The following is a 16,745-nucleotide window of genomic DNA, read 5'->3' as shown; positions in this document are numbered from 1 at the left end:
ACCGAGGAGAAAGAGCTGTGAGCACTGAGAACGAGGGCAACGCGGTCCCCGCCGCCCCGTCCGTACCTCCCGTGCCGGATGCCGCTCCCGAGGGCACGCCCGCGTCCGCTCCGCGAGGGGCCGCGCCTGAGCCGGCCGCGCATGAGCCGGGTCCCTATGAGCGGGGGGCGCGCGAGCCCGCCGCGGCTGAGCCTGGGGCGCGCGAGCCCGGGGGGCACGGGTCGGCACCGGGTGAGCCGGCGGCGCCGACGGCCGACCGGGCGGGGCGTTTCTCCGAGTCCGCTCCTCAGTACCCGTCGTCGCAGTCACAGCCTCAGCCTCAGTCGCCGTCGCAGCCTCATTCGCAGCCGGGTTCCGAGCCGGAGCATGCCGCCGCGCCGCCGCGTGCGGCCGACGCGGGCTGGCCCCCGCCGCCGCCCCAGTTCCCCTCGTACGGCGGAGCGTCGTACGGCGGAGCGGACAGCGGCGGTCCCGCCTGGGGCGCGCCGGTGCCGGGACATGAGCCGAGGCCGCCGCGCAAGCGCCAGAGCGGGCTGATCACCGCCGTGCTCGTGGCCGCGCTGATCGCGGGCGGTGTGGGCGGCGGGATCGGTTACTGGGCGGCCGAGAGGAACGACGAGGGCTCGATCGGTTCGACGACGGTCTCCGCGGCGGACGCCCCGAAGGAGGTCAAGCGTGACGCCGGCACGGTCGCCTCGGTGGCCGCCAAGTCGCTGCCGAGCGTGGTCACCATCGAGGCGCAGGGTGGTAACGGCGAGGGCGGTACGGGCACCGGCTTCGTCTACGACAAGGAGGGCCACATCCTCACGAACAACCACGTGGTGGCCTCCGCGGCGAACGGAGGTGACCTCACGGCGACCTTCTCCAACGGCAAGAAGTACGACGCAGAGGTCATCGGCCGGGCCGAGGGGTACGACGTGGCGGTGATCAAACTGAAGGAGGCGCCCTCCGGCCTGACCCCGCTCCCGCTCGCCAACTCGGATCAGGTCGCCGTCGGGGACTCGACGATCGCGATCGGTGCCCCGTTCGGTCTCTCCAACACGGTCACCACGGGCATCATCAGCGCCAAGAACCGCCCGGTCGCCTCGGGTGACGGCTCCGGTTCCAGCAACTCGTACATGAGCGCCCTCCAGACCGACGCCTCCATCAACCCGGGCAACTCGGGCGGCCCGCTGCTGGATTCGCGGGGGGCGGTCATCGGTATCAACTCGGCCATCCAGTCGGCGGGCAGCGGCGGCATGGGTCAGTCCCAGGCGGGCTCCATCGGGCTGGGCTTCGCGATCCCGATCAACCAGGCGAAGAACGTGGCCGAGCAGCTCATCAAGACGGGCAAGCCGGTCTACCCCGTGATCGGCGCGACGGTCACGATGGCCGAGGGCGGCGAAGGCGCCAGGATCTCGGCCCAGGGAGAGGGCGGCACCCCGGCGGTCGTCGCGAACGGCCCGGCTGCCAAGGCGGGGCTGAAGGCCGGAGACGTGATCACCAAGTTCAACGGCACCCCGATCGACAGCGGCCCCACCCTCATCGGCCAGATCTGGACCCACAAGCCCGGCGACAAGGTCACCCTGACCTACAAGCGCGACGGCAAGGAGTCCACGGCCCAGGTCACCCTGGGCGAGCGCGAGGGCGAGAGCTGACGGGTCTGCTCGTTTCCTGAGGCCAGCGGCGGGGCGTGGAACACGCTCAACCGCCGGCCTGCGTCTTGGCGGGGCCCGGGGCCCCGGTTAGGGCGACTGGTGGTAAGTCGAAAGCGTCGTCCCAGCGCGGCGCGTCACCACGAACACCGCCACGCGACTGCCGAGCTGACGGACCACGACCCCGGTCGGAGGCGACTTCGTTCAGAGATCCCAGGATCTGGGGCGCGTCAGTGACTCCCACTCGCTGCGGAGCAGAGACAGGACCGCGAGGTCATAGCGGCGTCCCCGATGCAAGCACGCCGAGCGGCGCACTCCCTCCTGGACGAACCCGGCGTTTCCCAAGGTGGCGAGCGCGGCGGTGTTGTCTGTGTGCGTGACGGCCTCGACGCGGTGCATCGGCAGTTCGCCGAAAGCGAGATCGACCAGGGCGTTCAAGGCGTCCGTGCCGTAACCCCGCCCGCGGTTCCGCGGGTCCAGCATCAGATAGGCCTCCGCCGTGCCTTCGGCCATGTTCTGGTCGAAGAGGGCGATGTGGCCGATCGGCGTGCCATCGGGGAGGAGAACGAGGAAGTCGTCGCGGTCCTGGTCGTCGATGTGGCGCTCGATGCGTTCACGGAGGCCGGACAGCGGCTGGGGCCAGATACCGATCTCGTGAGCGGCTACCGGGTCGGACCGCCACCTGTGAACCAGCTCGGCGTCAGCGACATCAAGAGGCGAGAGACCGACTTTCCTCCCCCGCCAACACGGCTCCCGGTCCGCCTCCGCCACCGGCTCTCCCATCGCATCCTCAGTCACGGGCGGATGCTACGGGCCGCTGAAGACTACGACCACACAATTTGTCGGTGGGCACCGCGCCTCGACCGGGACCGACCCTGACGTGTCCCTCCAGTACCTGCTAGCAGTACCGGCTAGCCACGCATCGCGGTGCTGTAGACGTACAGGGCGATCACACCGGCGACGCAGGCGAGGATCACCCATGAACCGAAACTGGTGTGCTTCCCCCTGCCTTTGGGCCGCGCGGCCTTCCCGGACCGCTTCGACCGTGCGGGCGCTGCCCGTCCCGGCGTGAACGGCGCCGCGTCGGCCGCCGTCTCGGCGAGCAGGCGACGGCAGGTCGCGGCGAGCACGCTGGTACCGGCGGACAGCGGCACCACGGCCTCCGAACGCGCCGGAGCGGTGGTGCCGCCGTCCAGGATGCGCCCCGCGCGTACGAGGACCTCGTCCCGGCCGCCCGCCGGAGCGAGGCTGATCCACCGCCGTACATGCTCGCCCCGGATCACCACACCGCCGGACCGCTCCCGGTACACGGTGTGTTCCCGCCACAAAACCCCCGCCAACTCACCGGCGATATCGCGCAGTTGTACGCTCATAACCCCTCCCCCTCCGCCCCCGGCGAATCGAACAAGCATCGCACTCTAGCGGTAGGCGGGGAGCCGGGCGCCAGCAGTCCCCCCGAGGGACCGGTGCGAAGTCGATCAAGGTAGTGGTGATCACGGGTGGTGACTACGACATCCGGTCGGTCGCCTGCCTGACGCTCTGCAACGCGCACCCAATCCGGGGCTCGCAGGCCGGACTTGACCGTACGGCCGTGAGCTGCACGGCCTGTACAACGTGCTGGAGAACGACAACCAGCTCTCCCGCGGCAAGTGACAGCCACCCAGGGTTTCCATACTGGGCGCATGTGGAAGTGGTCGTTGACATCCGTGGGCGTGAACCTGCTGCTGGGACTTCCCGCTGTGGTTCCGGTGTGGCTGCTGTGGTACTTCGCGTCGAACTGGCCGTTCGCCGCGCTCGGCTGGACCCAGCGCGAGCCGACGGAGAACGACGGCATGCTGCCTTGGCTCCTGTTCGGGGGGCCGGTGACGGTCGGGTTCATCCTGCTCTGGTGGCTGACCAACCGCCCCGTGCGGCGCAGGGTTGCTGTGGCCACTCCCTGGTACTGGCTGCCCAGTGCCTTGGTGACCTTGCTGCCGACGTTCGTGCTCGTGATTGTTCTATGAGAGACGAAGCGACGACCTGCGGAGGTGACGTGGAGGCGATCCTCATCCACGTGATCCGGCACTTCCATCACGAGGTCGAGCAGATCCAGCGGATCGACCCGGCCGGCTGACGGGAGATCGGCGGACTCCGCAAGGACCTGCAAGTTTCTGTCCCCGTCCCGACGCAGCCGCGCCGACCACCTGGCCCGCGTCCGGAGGACCCAGGAGGGTGGCGGCTCCGGCTCCCGCCGTCCGTCGCGATTCCCGCCCGGCGTTCCTCGACGGGTACGGCCGGTACCCATGGCACCCTGCTCTCGGGCCCGTCAACGTCCCGTTTCCGGAGCCCACAGACCAGGGACAGGCCAACGGCCCCCGCGACCGGCCGGGCCCGGTAGGCTGTAGCCGCTCCGTCGCTGGTGGGCGGGGCATGGGTGGGTTGCCCGAGCGGCCTAAGGGAACGGTCTTGAAAACCGTCGTGGCAGCGATGTCACCGTGGGTTCAAATCCCACACCCACCGCAGCAGGTCAGTGTAGGTGCAGGTCAGAAGGGGTGTCTCCGTGTGGGAGACACCCCTTCGGCGTTGAGTCTGTCTCACTGTTTCTCACCTGCGGCCTGCTGTGGATCAGTGTTCGTCCCCCGACTGTCCCCCCCCCAGAACTCGGCAGACTCTCACATGGATCCAACTGCATCGAGAAATCAGTAAAGCCCTGAGCTACAGCTTTCCCCACGGTTTCAAGGCCCGCACGCGGCGCGACGCGCCTCCCGCCTTCGTCCCGGCAGTCCGCGCCAGACGCGGCGCGCTACGTGCAGCGGGTAGGGTGCAAAGCTCGCTGTGGCTGGGACCGGTCGTCTCCCAGGCTTTAGCGAGCCACCGTAGGGTCGGCCTCGAAGATCACGACGATGTCCTTGAGGAACAAATCGAGGGCCCGTGAGGGCCCTCGACACTCGGCGCGACGTAACTACCTCTCACGCACAATCATCAAGATGATCGCAATGAGCAGCAGAGAAATCGGTTCCATTACGGACTCCCTCAAGTCATGCCCACAATGGGGCGGCGGACGCAGGGAGCCGCGTTTGTTGCCAAGTAGCAGGATTATGCACGGCTTCAGCGCTTGGTGTCAGCCGGTTTCCGCAACAAGGGACTGGGAGTTGGCCGGGACGGACGTGGCCGCCCTGGGCCGCGCGGAATAGCCGGCCGTCAGGGTCGGCGCCGTATCTTGAGCGCTGCGATCTCGCCCGGTCGCATGGCCGCGTAGTAGATGCAGCCGAAGAACGCCTCCAGGTGTTCGCCGCGGGCGCCTTGTGCTCGTACTGCCGTGAGGAGGGGAGGGCGTGGCCTCTACTTCCATGCGAGGAATGAGTTCACCGTCCTCCGGCCGAACCGTTAGCCAGTGCCTTCGCTTGGCCTTTTAGGAGCGACAGGTGTTCCCCGCAGTCCCTGCTCGGTCGGTCACGAGTTGGGCACGGCTGCGCGTGCTGGACTAGCGGCTGCGGCCACGTAGGCGGCGGCGCACTCGCGACACAGTCCAGATCCCGACGCCGATGATGGGGAACACGATCAACGACATCCTCACAATGGCGATAATGCCCCCGAAGAGGAACACGAACAGCAACTCCCATATCGAGGGATCCGGTTCCATGCCCTGCCTTCTTGATGTAGTTGCATGAGGTTGTCTGGCGACGACGCATGTGCCGAACCTGTCGGTTCCGCGGCGCGCCTGCATGATGAGCCTTCTGGACCCGCATCGTCGAGTCCGCTACGTGCCCCTCGGCCGTGATCACGTCCGTGATGGCCCCCCGGGGCGAGTGATGACGGGCCGGCGGGGTTGCTTGAACCCGTCTGACCTGAGGCGGTGGGTGCTCGTTGTGGCGAGGATGGGGGCGGTGCGTTGGAGTGGCCGTGACTAGCGATCGGTGGATCAGTGATCAGGCCCCGTGTCATGGAGAGGCGAGCGAGCGGCAGCGCTTCGCCGGGTGAGGTTTGGTACACGTCTTACGGTTCCAATACGTGCCTTGAGCGGCTCTCGTATTACATCGTCGGTGGACGGCCGCCGAATGCCGGCAGGGCGTATCCCGGGTGCCGGGACACGCGGTTGCCGCGGGTGTCCGTGCCCGTGGAGCTCGGCGGCGTGGTGTACTTCGCCACCGAGTCGCCCGTGTGGGGAGGGGGGAGGGCGTTCTACGATCCCGGCGGTAGGGGGAGGGTGTTGGCGCGAGCGCATCGTGTCTCGGTGGGGCAGTTCTCGGATATCGCGGCACAAGAGATGTACCGGGAGCCGGGGGTTGATCTCGATCTGACCGAAGCGTTGAGCGGCGGGCGGTCGGTGTTCGGGGGCGGGCGGTACGAGACGCTTGTGTGTCCGGGGGCGATCGACGGGATTCCGGTGCTCACCTTCACCGCTCCGTGGAGCGTGAACGAGACGGAGTGGAACGCGCCTTCTGCGTCCTACATCAAGGTCTTGGGCTCCGGCCTGCTGGAGGCGGGGGCCTGGGATGTGGAGACCGTCGCGCGCTATCTCGCGGCGTGCCCAGGTGCGGCCGGCCACTGGACCGCGCGCGAAGTCGCGGACCTGGTCGCGGGGTGAAGGGGGACGCCCGGCTGCGGCTTTGATCCTCACCATCGATGACGGGCGCTCTCCGTGTCGTCCGTCAGGGGCCGGCGGTGAGGCGGGCGGCCGACGCGATGGTCGCGCGGGCTTCCTGTTCGGTCAGGCCGGTGTGTACGGCGGCGTCGACGAGGGGTTCCGTCAGCGTCTCGCCGAAGCCGTGTTCGTACGCGCGGCAGGCGGCCCAGAACAGCCGGGTGTTGCGCTGGCCCGGGTGCGCCGCGCGTACGAACTGCACGAGGCCGTGGCCGCGCGCGGGCTGTTCCTGGGCCGCGCCGGAGCCGTGCCGGCGGTGCGGAGCGCGCGTAGGGGGCGCAGGGGGTGTGAGCAGGCGCAGAAGGGCGCGGGGGCAGGGCGCGGGTGCCAGGTCGGCCGTACCGGGAGCAGGCCGGTAGGCGCCGCGCGCCGTGACGGAGCCAGGGCCCACGAGATAGCCGCCCGCTCCGCGTACGTCGATGCCGGGGGCGAGCCGGCCCGCGGAGTTCGGTACGACGACGTTCGGCGGGCCTGTCAGCCAGATGTGGCGGCCACCGCTGGGGGTGAGGACCACCACGGTCTCCGGGAGCGTGAACAGATGCTGGAGAGCCAGTTGCTGAAGCGCTGCCACCGAGTCGGGTGGTGAGTTCGGCGCCGGTGCCGAGGTCCGTCCCGGGTGTGGACCGGAGGCCGGTCCCGATGTGGGTCCTGACGTCGGTCCCGAAGCCGGTCCTGACGTCGGTCCCGCGGTGACATCCAGGTCTATTCCGATGAGGTGGTGCGGCGGCCTGCCACAGGCGATGCCGTAGCCGGTCGCCCAAGGCGCGGCGGTGAACAGGGAGCGTACGCCGGTGGGATCGGTGGTGGCGTCGTGCACGCCGTGGCCGGGACGCCCGCACTCGCCCCGGCAGAGAACCGGCTCTGGCTCGCCCCTGTGCGGTGAGCGCAGCGCGGGGAGCTTGGTGGGGGACAGCGGGAAGACGGGGAGCCCACGGTCGGCGGCGGACAGCGCGTGCGCGAGGGCCAGGGTGGCGGTGTGCCGGGCGGTGATGGCCATGGGTCTATGTTCGTACAAGTGTTCGAAGAAGGGAAGGGGGAGTAGTTCGAGGAGTGAGGGTGAGGAGGGGAGGAAACGCTTCTTCGCTTGTGGTGGAAGGGCTCGCGGTACGGATCGCGACGTCTGGACGAGGGCGGATCAGGGCTTTGGGGGCGCATTAGGGGTTTATCGACATGTCCTCACGCTTGCGAGGGAATCAGGGTCTCCGGGGTGGTTCGCGGAGGATTCGGTGGGCAATTCTGAGGTCGCGACGTCGTCACCACGACCGAGACAGTCGGCCAACTGCCTCGGAAAAAGCCGTACTTCTGGTTCCTGGAGGAAATGTCATGGCAAGCTTCCGTACCGCCCGTGCCTTCGCCGCTGTCGCCGCGCTGCCCCTCGCCGCCGCGCTCTTCACCGGGGTCGCTCAGGCTGACAACGGCGCCTTCTCCGGTGGTGGATCGAACGCGACCGTGGCCACGATCAGCGGCAGTGGGGTGGGCGGACACAACCTCGGCAATTCGACGACCACGCAGCAGGTAGCGACCGGCGAAGGGGCGTCCAATCAGAACAACACCGCGAATGTGATCGGCTCGGGCTTCACGGCGATCGACCAGTCCAACAAGAACGTCGCGGTGACCTTCAACAACCTCTGGTGGTGAAGTACGGCCCGACGGGGGGCGTGACTGAGGGGTGAAGTACGTTCTGCGCGGCGGTACTCCGGTGCCGTCGCGCAGGGCGTTCTCCGCGTTCTCCGCGTTCACCGGCGTCTCGGTCAGCGTCTCGGTCCGCTCCTCGGCCGATGTCTCGACCGGTGTCTCGGTCGGTGTCTCGGGCGGTTTCCGGTCGGCGTCTCTCCGGCGTCTCCTCGTGCTCTCGCCGGTCTCTCGTCGGCGCTGGCACTCCTGCGCGGCCCATGGTCTTCGCGTAACCGATCGCTCTCGTACGGTGGCGGATCCGTACTTCCCGCGCATGACCCTGACGGCCTCCCCGACCCCTCCTCCACCTACAGGAGGTGGAGCCGGCACCCTCCCTACACCCTGAGGCGGAGACCGCTTCGGGACCTGGGGCCGATCCCCCGAGGTGGGCCTCGCTCCTAGCGTGGAGCCATGACCACGCCTGTCTGCACGAGCGCCTCTCAAGCCGCCAAACCGGCCGCGCACTCGTCGTACCCGAGCCACAACTCCCACGCGGGCCATAGCGGCCACACCGGCCCCGCGGGCTTCTCGCCGTTCCCGCCCTTCGCGTCGTTCTCCTCGTATGTACGGGCGCGGGGGCCCGTGCTGCTGCGTACGGCGCGCTCGCTCACCTCCAATCCGAGCGACGCGGAGGACCTGCTGCAGACGGCCCTCACCAAGACGTATGTCGCCTGGGACCGGATCGAGGACCATCGGGCGCTGGACGGTTACGTCCGCCGTGCCCTGCTGAACACCCGGACGTCGCAGTGGCGCAAGCGCAAGGTGGACGAGTTCGCCTGCGAGGAACTGCCCGAGCCCGCCGGTCAGCCGGAGCCCGATCCGGCCGAGCAGCAGGTGCTGCACGACGCGATGTGGCGTGCGGTGATGCGGCTTCCCGACCGTCAGCGGGCCATGGTGGTCCTGCGTTACTACGAGGATCTCAGCGAGGCCCAGACCGCCGAGGTGCTCGGTGTCTCGGTCGGCACGGTCAAGAGCGCGGTGTCCCGCGCGCTCGGAAAGCTCCGCGAGGACCCGGAGCTCTCGCCCGTCCGCTGATCGCGGGGAGTCGGACAGTGCGACGTCCGACCGCGCGTTCTACTCCCGGGTAGTGACATACCGCGCGGTACGTGCGCAGAATCTCCGCAACCGTTAACTGCCACGTAGCGCAAGCGCCCACCGGGAGGACGCCGTGCTGAGCACCATGCAGGACGTACCGCTGACTGTGACCCGCATCCTGCACCACGGGATGACCATCCACGGAAGGTCGCAGGTCACCACCTGGACCGGCGAGAGCGAGCCACAGCGCCGCAGCTTCGCCGAGGTCGGCGGGCGCGCGACGCGGCTCGCGAATGCCCTGCGTGACGAGCTCGGAGTCGTCGACGACGAACGTGTCGCCACCCTCATGTGGAACAACGCCGAGCATGTCGAGGCGTATCTCGCGATCCCCTCGATGGGCGCGGTCCTCCACACCCTCAACCTCCGGCTCCCGGCCGAGCAGTTGATCTGGATCGTCCGGCACGCGGCCGACCGCGTGATCCTCGCGAACGGGTCGCTGCTGCCGCTCCTCGCCCCGCTCCTCCCGCATCTGCCGACCGTTGAGCACGTCATCGTCTCCGGTCCCGGCGACCGCGCCCTGCTCGACGGGGCGTCCGTACGCGTGCACGACTACGACGAGTTGATCGCCGGCCGCCCCACCACGTTCGACTGGCCCGAGCTGGACGAGCGGTCCGCCGCGGCCATGTGCTACACCTCCGGCACCACCGGTGATCCCAAGGGCGTCGTCTACTCCCACCGCTCCATCTATCTGCACTCCATGCAGGTCAACATGTCCGAGTCGATGGGTCTGACGGACAAGGACACCACGCTGGTCGTCGTCCCGCAGTTCCATGTGAACGCCTGGGGCCTGCCGCACGCCACCTTCATGACCGGCGTCAGCATGCTGATGCCCGACCGCTTCCTCCAGCCCGCCCCGCTCGCCGAGATGATCGAGCGCGAGAAGCCCACACACGCCGCCGCCGTCCCCACCATCTGGCAGGGGCTGCTGGCCGAGGTCACCGCCCGCCCGCGCGATCTGACGTCGATGGCCCGCGTCACCATCGGCGGCGCGGCCTGTCCGCCCTCGCTCATGGAGGCGTACGACACGCTCGGGGTACGGCTCTGCCACGCCTGGGGCATGACGGAGACCTCGCCGCTCGGCACGATGTCCAACCCGCCCGCCGGACTCACCGCCGAGGAGGAGTGGCCGTACCGCCTCACCCAGGGGCGCTTCCCGGCCGGTGTCGAGGCCCGATTGGCCGGGCCCCGTGGCGACTTCCTGCCATGGGACGGTGAGTCGGCCGGCGAGCTGGAGGTACGAGGGCCCTGGATCGCCGGGGCGTACTACGGGGGCGCGGGCGGTGAGCCGATCAAGCCCGCGGACAAGTTCAGCGAGGACGGCTGGCTCAAGACCGGCGACGTGGGGACCATCAGCCCCGACGGCTATCTCACGCTCACCGACCGCGCCAAGGACGTCATCAAGTCCGGGGGCGAGTGGATCTCCAGCGTCGAGCTGGAGAACGCGCTGATGGCCCATCCGGAGGTGGCGGAGGCGGCGGTCGTGGCCGTACCGGACGACAAGTGGGGCGAGCGACCGCTCGCGACGGTCGTTCTCAGGGACGGGGCGACGGTCGACTACGCGTCGCTGAGGGAGTTCCTCGCCGGGAAGATCGCGAAGTGGCAGCTGCCGGAGCGGTGGACGGTGGTGTCCGCGGTGCCGAAGACGAGCGTCGGGAAGTTCGACAAGAAGGTGATCCGCAGGCAGTACGCGGACGGGGAGCTGGACGTCACGCGGCTCTAGATCTTGTCCGGAGGTCCTGTCCGGAGGTCGTGTCCGGAGGTCTTGTCCGGCCGTCACTCCGTCCCAAGGTCAGTTCGTCCCGATCTTCGCGAGCAGGTCCACGATCCGGGACTGCACCTCGTCGCTGGTGGAGCGCTCGGCCAGGAACAGGACCGTCTCCCCGGAGGCGAGCCGCGGCAGTTCCGTCCGGTCGATTCCCGCCGAGGTGTAGATCACCAGCGGCGTCCGGTTCAACTGGCCGTTGGCCCGCAGCCAGTCGATGATCCCGGCGCGCCGTCGGCGTACCTGCATCAGGTCCATGACCACCAGGTTCGGCCGCATCTGGGTCGCGAGGTTGACCGCTTCGTTGTCGGTGGCCGCGCGCGCGACCTGCATGCCGCGCCGCTCCAGCGTCTCCGTCAGAGCGAGCGCGATCTCCTCGTTCTCCTCGATCAGCAGGACGCGCGAGGGGTGCTGTTCGCTGTCGCGCGGGGCCAGGGCCTTGAGGAGTACGGCCGGGTCGGCGCCGTACGCCGCTTCGCGGGTCGCCTGCCCGAGCCCCGCCGTCACCAGGACGGGGACCTCGGCGGCGACCGCGGCCTGGCGCAGCGACTGGAGCGCGGTACGGGTGATCGGTCCGGTCAGCGGGTCGACGAACAGCGCCGCCGGGAACGCGGCGATCTGCGCGTCGACCTCCTCGCGGGAGTGCACGACCACCGGGCGGTAGCCGCGGTCACTCAGCGCCTGCTGCGTGGAGACGTCCGGCGCGGGCCAGACCAGCAGTCGGCGGGGGTTGTCGAGCGGCTCCGGGGGGAGTTCGTCGTCGACGGGCCGCGGCTGGGGGCGGTTGGCCACCTCGACCGCGCCGCCGGGGCCGTCCAGCGGCTCGGGGCCCTCGGCGCCCTCGTCGGGCGCCCCTATCGCGTACGAACGTCCCTCGGGGTGTGCGTGCGGCAGGCGCGAGCCGCTCTGCGCCGCGCCGACGGCGGGGTGCGCACCGGAGCCGGAGCCCGGGGCGGTCAGGTCGGGGCGTTCGGTGCCGTCAGGCGGGGTGCCCAGCTTGCGGCGGCGGCCGGAGCCGAGGGATTGAGGCTGGTTCGGGGCCTGGCCCGGAGCATGCGCCTGCGCCTGGCCCTGGGCCTGGTTCTGGTTCTGGCCCTGGGGGTGGGGAAGCTGCTGCGTGAAGGGGACACCTTGACCGAGGGTGCGCACGCTGAAGGCCCGCCCCTGTGTGGAGTCCGGCGAGACCGGCGCCTCTTCGGGCAGGGGCTGCGCGGGCGGGAGCGGCTGATGAGCGCCGCGCCGGGGATTCGGCACGGCGGCGACGGCGGCGGACGAGGTCGGAGGCTGGACGGAGGAGTCCCCGGGTACGGCCCCGGGCGCCGGGGCGGTACGGGCGGCCGGCGGGACCAGCGTGCTGCCGGTGTCGTTGCCCGCGGCGGGGTCGTCGGGCCAGCCCGGGGGCGCGGCCATCGTGCCGAAGCCCGAAGTCGTGGGCATCCCCCGGCCGTTGGACGCCAGGCCGGTACCGGACGCCGGACCGGACGTGGGGTCCACGCCATGGCCGTAATCGCCATGGCCGTGATCAGGGCCGGGGACGGACCGGCCGGGCGGGGTCCGTTCGGGGCTTCCCCAGACGTTCGGGTTCGGGGCGTCCTCGGTCTCGGCGAAGGACTCCCTGCGCCGCGGTGGCAGCGGGTGCGGCTGCGGCGGGGTGTGGTCGTCGTCCGGGTTCGTCCGTACGGCGTCATGGCGGCTCGGCAGTGAGCCGCCCGGCGCGGGCGGGACGGCGGCTGCGGGGCTGTGACCAGCGCCGGACGCGGGCGTACGGTCGGCCTCGGCGGGCGGGAGCGCGAACGGGCTGCGCGCGCCCTCCGGCTCGGCGGGCACGGGGATGTGCCGCTCCTGCGCGGGAGCCAGCGCGCGCCGGGCGCGGCGCCCGGCCGGTGGCGTCGGCTGAGCGGAAGGCATCGGCATGGGCGCCGGGGACGGTGCCGGGGCGGCGGGAGCGGGAGAAGCGCCGGGTGAGGCGGGTGAGGCGGGTGAGGCGGGCGAGGCGGATGCCGCGATGCCTGCCTGAGCGGGCGGCGGTACGGGTGCGGATACGGGGGCGGCGGGCGCCATCGGAGCGGCGGGCGTCATAGGCCCGGCCGGAAGCGCGGGAAGCGCCCGCTGCCCCTGCCCGGCCTGTCCGCCCTGCCCCGCCTGTCCGCCCTGGCCACCGTGTCCGGCCTGACCCCCGTGCCGAGCCCGGCGTCCCGTCCCGGCGGCGGCCTCCGTGGGCACACCCTGGGGCGGGACGGCCTGGCCGAGCGCCGCCCGTCCGGTCGGATGCGCTCCCTCGGCGGCCGTCACGACCGCTCCTTCGGAGAGCGGGGCAGCCGGCAGCGCGACAGCGGACCCCGGGTAGGGCCCGGCGGCGCCCGGTCCGCTGACCGACGGTCCAGCGGCACCCGGGCCCCCGGCAGCCGCGGCAGCGTCGTCAGCGGGGCTCGGACGGCCGCGCCGACGGCCCGTGCCGCTTCCCCCGCCGGAGTCCTGCGCGGGGATCAGGTCCTGGCCGACCCCGGCCCCGGCCCCAGCCGTCCCGGCCCCAGCTCCAGTGGTCCCAGCCCCAGCCGTTCCAGGCTCGGCGCCCGCTTCAGCTCCCGGCTCCGCCGCGCGCGCCCGGCGCCGTCCCGTAGGTTCCCCGGCGTCCTCCGTCTCCGTCGCGGAGGCCAGGAACGCGTCCGTGGACGCCCGCCGCGCGCGTCGCCTGCCGCCGCCCGAAGTCCCCGCACCGGCTCCCGTGCCCGTCCCGGCTTCCGCGCCCGCCGCGGGCAGGGCCGGCTGCGCGGACCCCGGCATCCCGGCGGGCGGCTTGACCGTACCCGCGCCCTCGCCGAGCGGCAGCTCCAGCACATACGCGCTACCGCCCATGCCCGGCATCTCGTGCGTCTGGAGCACGCCGCCGTGGGCCCGTACGATCCCGCGCACGATCGGCTCATGCACCGGATCGCCCCCGGCGTACGGCCCGCGCACCTCGATCCGTACGACATCGCCGCGCTGCGCCGCGGCCACCACGATCGTCGAGTCCACGTATCCGCCGCCCGGCACCAGCCTGGCCCGGCCCGTCGAGTCGACCCCGGCCACATCGGCGATCAGATGGGCGAGCGCCGTCGCCAGCCGGCCCGGGTCCACCTCGGCCTCGATCGGCGGGGCGTGCACCGCGAACTGCGCCCGGCCGGGCCCGATCAGCTCGACCGCGCCCTCCACTCCGGCCGCCACGACCCCGTCGAGCAGGGTGTTCGTCTTGATCAGCTGTTCCGTACCCGCGTCGAGTCGCTGGTACCCGAGGACGTTGTCGACGAGCGTCGTCATCCGCGAGTAACCGGCGGCCAGATGGTGCAGGATCTGGTTGGCCTCGGGCCAGAGCTGTCCGGCCGGGTCGGCGGCGAGCGTGGTCAGTTCGCCGCGCAGCTCGACCAGCGGCCCGCGCAGCGATTCACCGAGGACGGCGGTCAGCTGGGAGTGCCGGTCGGACGTCTCGCCGTACCGCTCCGTCAGCTCCTCGATCTCGGCCGCGTACCGGTCGCTGCGGTCCGCGAGCTCCGCCGCGTGCCGTTCCGTCGCCTCGTCCAGCTCGGCACGCAGCCGCTCGGTGGTCTCCGCCAGCTCGGCGCGGAGGCGCGCGGTCGTGTCCGTCAGCTCGGTGGTGAGGCGCTCCGTGGTCTCCGTCAGCTCCGCGGTGTGCCGTTCCTCCGCCGCGGCCAGCTCGGCGGCGTGCTGCTCGGTGAGTTCGTCGTACGGACGCCGGTCGGTGAAGGTCATCACGGCGCCGACGAGCTGATCGCCGTCCCGTACGGGCGCGGTCGTCAGATCGACCGGCACCCGCTTGCCGCTCTTCGCCCACAGCACCTGCCCGCGCACCCGGTGCTTGCGGCCCGACCTGAGCGTGTCCGCGAGCGGTGAGTCCTCGTACGGGAAGGGCTCGCCGTCCGCGCGGGAGTGCAGGATCAGCGGGTGCAGCTGGTGGCCGCCCAGATCGCTGGCGCGGAAGCCGAGGATCTGCGCGGCGGCGGGATTGACGAGGACGACGCGGCCGTCGGTGTCCGTACCGACGACACCCTCCGAGGCCGCCCGCAGGATCATCTCGGTCTGCCGCTGCGAGCGTGCCAGCTCGGCCTCGGTGTCCATCGTGCCCGAGAGATCGCGTACGACCAGCATCAGCAGCTCGTCGCCGGTGTAGCTGTGCGAGTCGTTGTAGGCGTCCCGGCCGTCCTCCAGGCTCGCGCTGGTGACCTCGGCCGGGAACTCACCGCCGTCCGTACGGCGCGCGATCATCCGCGTCGGCTTCGTACGGCCGCGCGCGTCGGCCGCTTCCGGGCGGCGCATCGAACCGGGGATCAGCTTGGAGTCGAACTCGGGCAGCAGATCGAGCAGCCCGCGGCCGACCAGCGCCGTGCCGGGCGTCTCGAACATCTCCAGCGCGATGGTGTTGGCGTTGACGACCGTGCCGTTGGCGTTGACGAGCACCAAGCCGTCGGGGAGTGCGTCGAGTATCGCCGCGAGGCGAGCAGCGCCTCGCGATGGCCTGCTGCTCACGACGACGCTTCCTCCCTGAACCACTGCACCTTGCGGACCGCGGCACCCATCTTGCCCCTCGGGTTCCGGCCTGTCACGGAAGGGAGTCTAAAGGCTGGGGAGCCGGCCGCGACGGCGGATGAGCGGGAGCTCTCGCAGGGGTTGTGTGCGAATGGCCTGTTCCAGTGGCCTCTCACGGGACTTTCTGCACCTCGCAATTGCCTCATTGTGGGGTGTACTGCCCGACCGGGCACCTGTCCCGACCCGACCCGACCCGACCCGACCCAACCGGACCGGACCGGGACAGGCGCCTGTACGAGTCGGCGGTCCTACGCCCGGGTGCTCGGCAGCACCGGCTCCAGCGTCTGCCAGCGTGCGATCTCGCAGCCGTTCTTCCGGTTGAACGTGGCGTCGACGGCGCGTCCCTGCCAGGTGCCGGTGATGCGGGCGGTGGCGTCGCCGCCGTACAGCATCGTGCACTGCGTGCCCTTCGCCACCGGCGCGAACGGATCCTTCTTCTCGCTCGCCAGCTGCGCCAGCCGGTCGCACGCGGCCCGCGCCTGCTGATGCGTCCCCCCGGCCGGCCGGCACTTCAGACGGTACGTGCCGTCGGCGCCCCGGAGCCCGGAGTCCGCGACGGTGACGGTGAACTCGTCCGGAGCGTCCTCGGCCCGCGGCAGCGGCAGCGGTACGGGCGCGAGCCGCGTGAGCGTGAAGCCGGCGGACTCGGTGAAGGTGCCGGTGTCGGCGCGGGCCGAGGCGTCCGCGGAGGCGGCGGGCGCGACGGCGCCCAGCAGGGCGGCGGACGCGGCGACAGAGGCGGCGGCGATGAGGGCGAGGCGACGCGGCATGGAAGCTCCTGACGGGTTTCGGATCCGGGGCCAACGCCCCGCCCTCTCTAACGCGCGTCAAGCCGCGGCGTTGCGCACGCGGAAGCGCTTTGCTCTGTGGGCCACCCGCCTAGTACCGTGAGAAGCGATTGGTGACACCCCACCTGGCTGTGTCATCATCTGCACGCACCACTCGCGCCCGCGTGAGTGTGCTGGAGGCGTCGCCTAGTCCGGTCTATGGCGCCGCACTGCTAATGCGGTTTGGGTCTTAAAGCCCATCGAGGGTTCAAATCCCTCCGCCTCCGCGTGTTGATCACCGAAGCCCCGGCCCCACGGCCGGGGCTTCGGTCGTTCCGGCAACGATGGTCCGTACGAGTGACCGCCCCCACGAGTGATCGTCCGCCCGGGGGCCGGCGCGCGGTTCCGGGGTCGAATCTGAGGCGTTTTCGCAGGTCAGCGGTGGTCCGGCTAATGGATTTCACCTGGCGCCACAGGTCATGTAATGTTGTTCCCGCAACGCCGACCGGGAAGAAAAACCCGGAACGCCAAGCACTCGTAGCTTAACGGATAGAGCATCTGACTACGGATCAGAAGGTTGCAGGTTCGAATCCTGCCGAGTGCACACA

At 70.8% G+C, this 16,745-nt stretch carries 11 protein-coding genes and 3 tRNA genes; 9 read left to right on the top strand and 5 right to left on the bottom strand.

Features of this window, described 5'->3' with window-relative positions; translation table 11 throughout:
- Nucleotides 1-17: 17 nt before the first annotated feature.
- Nucleotides 18-1,637, top strand: coding sequence for a S1C family serine protease (locus ACFRKB_RS16845; RefSeq protein ID WP_383106577.1), 1,620 nt, complete (start codon nucleotides 18-20; stop codon nucleotides 1,635-1,637).
- Between the two features lie 201 nt (nucleotides 1,638-1,838).
- Here the strand turns inward: ACFRKB_RS16845 and ACFRKB_RS16840 are convergent, their stop codons facing one another.
- Together ACFRKB_RS16840 and ACFRKB_RS16835 are read right to left on the bottom strand one after the other, a co-directional pair.
- Nucleotides 1,839-2,417, bottom strand: a complete 579-nt coding sequence (locus ACFRKB_RS16840; RefSeq protein WP_383106704.1) for a GNAT family N-acetyltransferase — start codon at nucleotides 2,415-2,417, stop codon at nucleotides 1,839-1,841.
- A 128-nt stretch (nucleotides 2,418-2,545) separates the two neighbouring features.
- Nucleotides 2,546-3,007: a hypothetical protein gene (locus tag ACFRKB_RS16835; RefSeq protein ID WP_383106576.1), complete on the bottom strand. Its 462-nt coding sequence runs from the start codon at nucleotides 3,005-3,007 to the stop codon at nucleotides 2,546-2,548.
- A gap of 309 nt (nucleotides 3,008-3,316) precedes the next feature.
- Between ACFRKB_RS16835 and ACFRKB_RS16830 the strand changes: the two genes are divergently transcribed.
- The 3 genes from ACFRKB_RS16830 (at nucleotide 3,317) to ACFRKB_RS16820 (ending at nucleotide 6,201) form a co-directional block, all read left to right on the top strand.
- On the top strand, nucleotides 3,317-3,637 hold the full coding sequence (locus ACFRKB_RS16830; RefSeq protein ID WP_383106574.1) for a hypothetical protein: 321 nt from the start codon (nucleotides 3,317-3,319) through the stop codon (nucleotides 3,635-3,637).
- A 409-nt stretch (nucleotides 3,638-4,046) separates the two neighbouring features.
- Nucleotides 4,047-4,133, top strand: a tRNA-Ser gene (locus ACFRKB_RS16825).
- 1,714 nt (nucleotides 4,134-5,847) lie between these two features.
- Nucleotides 5,848-6,201, top strand: coding sequence for a hypothetical protein (locus tag ACFRKB_RS16820; RefSeq protein WP_383106573.1), 354 nt, complete (start codon nucleotides 5,848-5,850; stop codon nucleotides 6,199-6,201).
- Nucleotides 6,202-6,265: 64 nt separating this feature from the next.
- Here the strand turns inward: ACFRKB_RS16820 and ACFRKB_RS16815 are convergent, their stop codons facing one another.
- Nucleotides 6,266-7,255 (bottom strand): bifunctional DNA primase/polymerase, encoded by a 990-nt coding sequence (locus ACFRKB_RS16815; RefSeq protein ID WP_383106572.1) that lies wholly within the window; start codon nucleotides 7,253-7,255, stop codon nucleotides 6,266-6,268.
- 326 nt (nucleotides 7,256-7,581) lie between these two features.
- Here ACFRKB_RS16815 and ACFRKB_RS16810 point away from each other — a divergent pair, with 326 nt between their 5' ends.
- The 3 genes from ACFRKB_RS16810 to ACFRKB_RS16800 all read left to right on the top strand — a co-directional run bounded on the left by ACFRKB_RS16810 (nucleotide 7,582) and on the right by ACFRKB_RS16800 (nucleotide 10,747).
- Nucleotides 7,582-7,896 (top strand): hypothetical protein, encoded by a 315-nt coding sequence (locus ACFRKB_RS16810; RefSeq protein WP_383106571.1) that lies wholly within the window; start codon nucleotides 7,582-7,584, stop codon nucleotides 7,894-7,896.
- Nucleotides 7,897-8,343: 447 nt separating this feature from the next.
- Nucleotides 8,344-8,967 (top strand): SigE family RNA polymerase sigma factor, encoded by a 624-nt coding sequence (locus tag ACFRKB_RS16805; RefSeq protein WP_383106569.1) that lies wholly within the window; start codon nucleotides 8,344-8,346, stop codon nucleotides 8,965-8,967.
- A 133-nt stretch (nucleotides 8,968-9,100) separates the two neighbouring features.
- Nucleotides 9,101-10,747, top strand: coding sequence for a long-chain fatty acid--CoA ligase (locus ACFRKB_RS16800; RefSeq protein ID WP_383106568.1), 1,647 nt, complete (start codon nucleotides 9,101-9,103; stop codon nucleotides 10,745-10,747).
- A 69-nt stretch (nucleotides 10,748-10,816) separates the two neighbouring features.
- On the opposite strand, the gene ACFRKB_RS16795 is transcribed toward ACFRKB_RS16800, so the two are convergent.
- Together ACFRKB_RS16795 and ACFRKB_RS16790 are read right to left on the bottom strand one after the other, a co-directional pair.
- On the bottom strand, nucleotides 10,817-15,310 hold the full coding sequence (locus tag ACFRKB_RS16795) for a hybrid sensor histidine kinase/response regulator (RefSeq protein WP_383106567.1): 4,494 nt from the start codon (nucleotides 15,308-15,310) through the stop codon (nucleotides 10,817-10,819).
- A gap of 308 nt (nucleotides 15,311-15,618) precedes the next feature.
- Nucleotides 15,619-16,140, bottom strand: coding sequence for an SSI family serine proteinase inhibitor (locus ACFRKB_RS16790; RefSeq protein WP_383106566.1), 522 nt, complete (start codon nucleotides 16,138-16,140; stop codon nucleotides 15,619-15,621).
- Between the two features lie 193 nt (nucleotides 16,141-16,333).
- Here ACFRKB_RS16790 and ACFRKB_RS16785 point away from each other — a divergent pair.
- Nucleotides 16,334-16,424: transfer RNA gene (locus tag ACFRKB_RS16785), tRNA-Ser, on the top strand.
- 244 nt (nucleotides 16,425-16,668) lie between these two features.
- Nucleotides 16,669-16,741 (top strand) — tRNA-Arg (locus ACFRKB_RS16780).
- Nucleotides 16,742-16,745 lie beyond the last annotated feature (4 nt).

The organism is Streptomyces scopuliridis (assembly GCF_042790125.1).
GTDB classification, from domain to species: Bacteria; Actinomycetota; Actinomycetes; order Streptomycetales; family Streptomycetaceae; genus Streptomyces; species Streptomyces scopuliridis_A.
The sequence above is the reverse complement of the archived record's forward strand: the minus strand, read 5'-3'. Positions and strand labels throughout refer to the sequence as shown.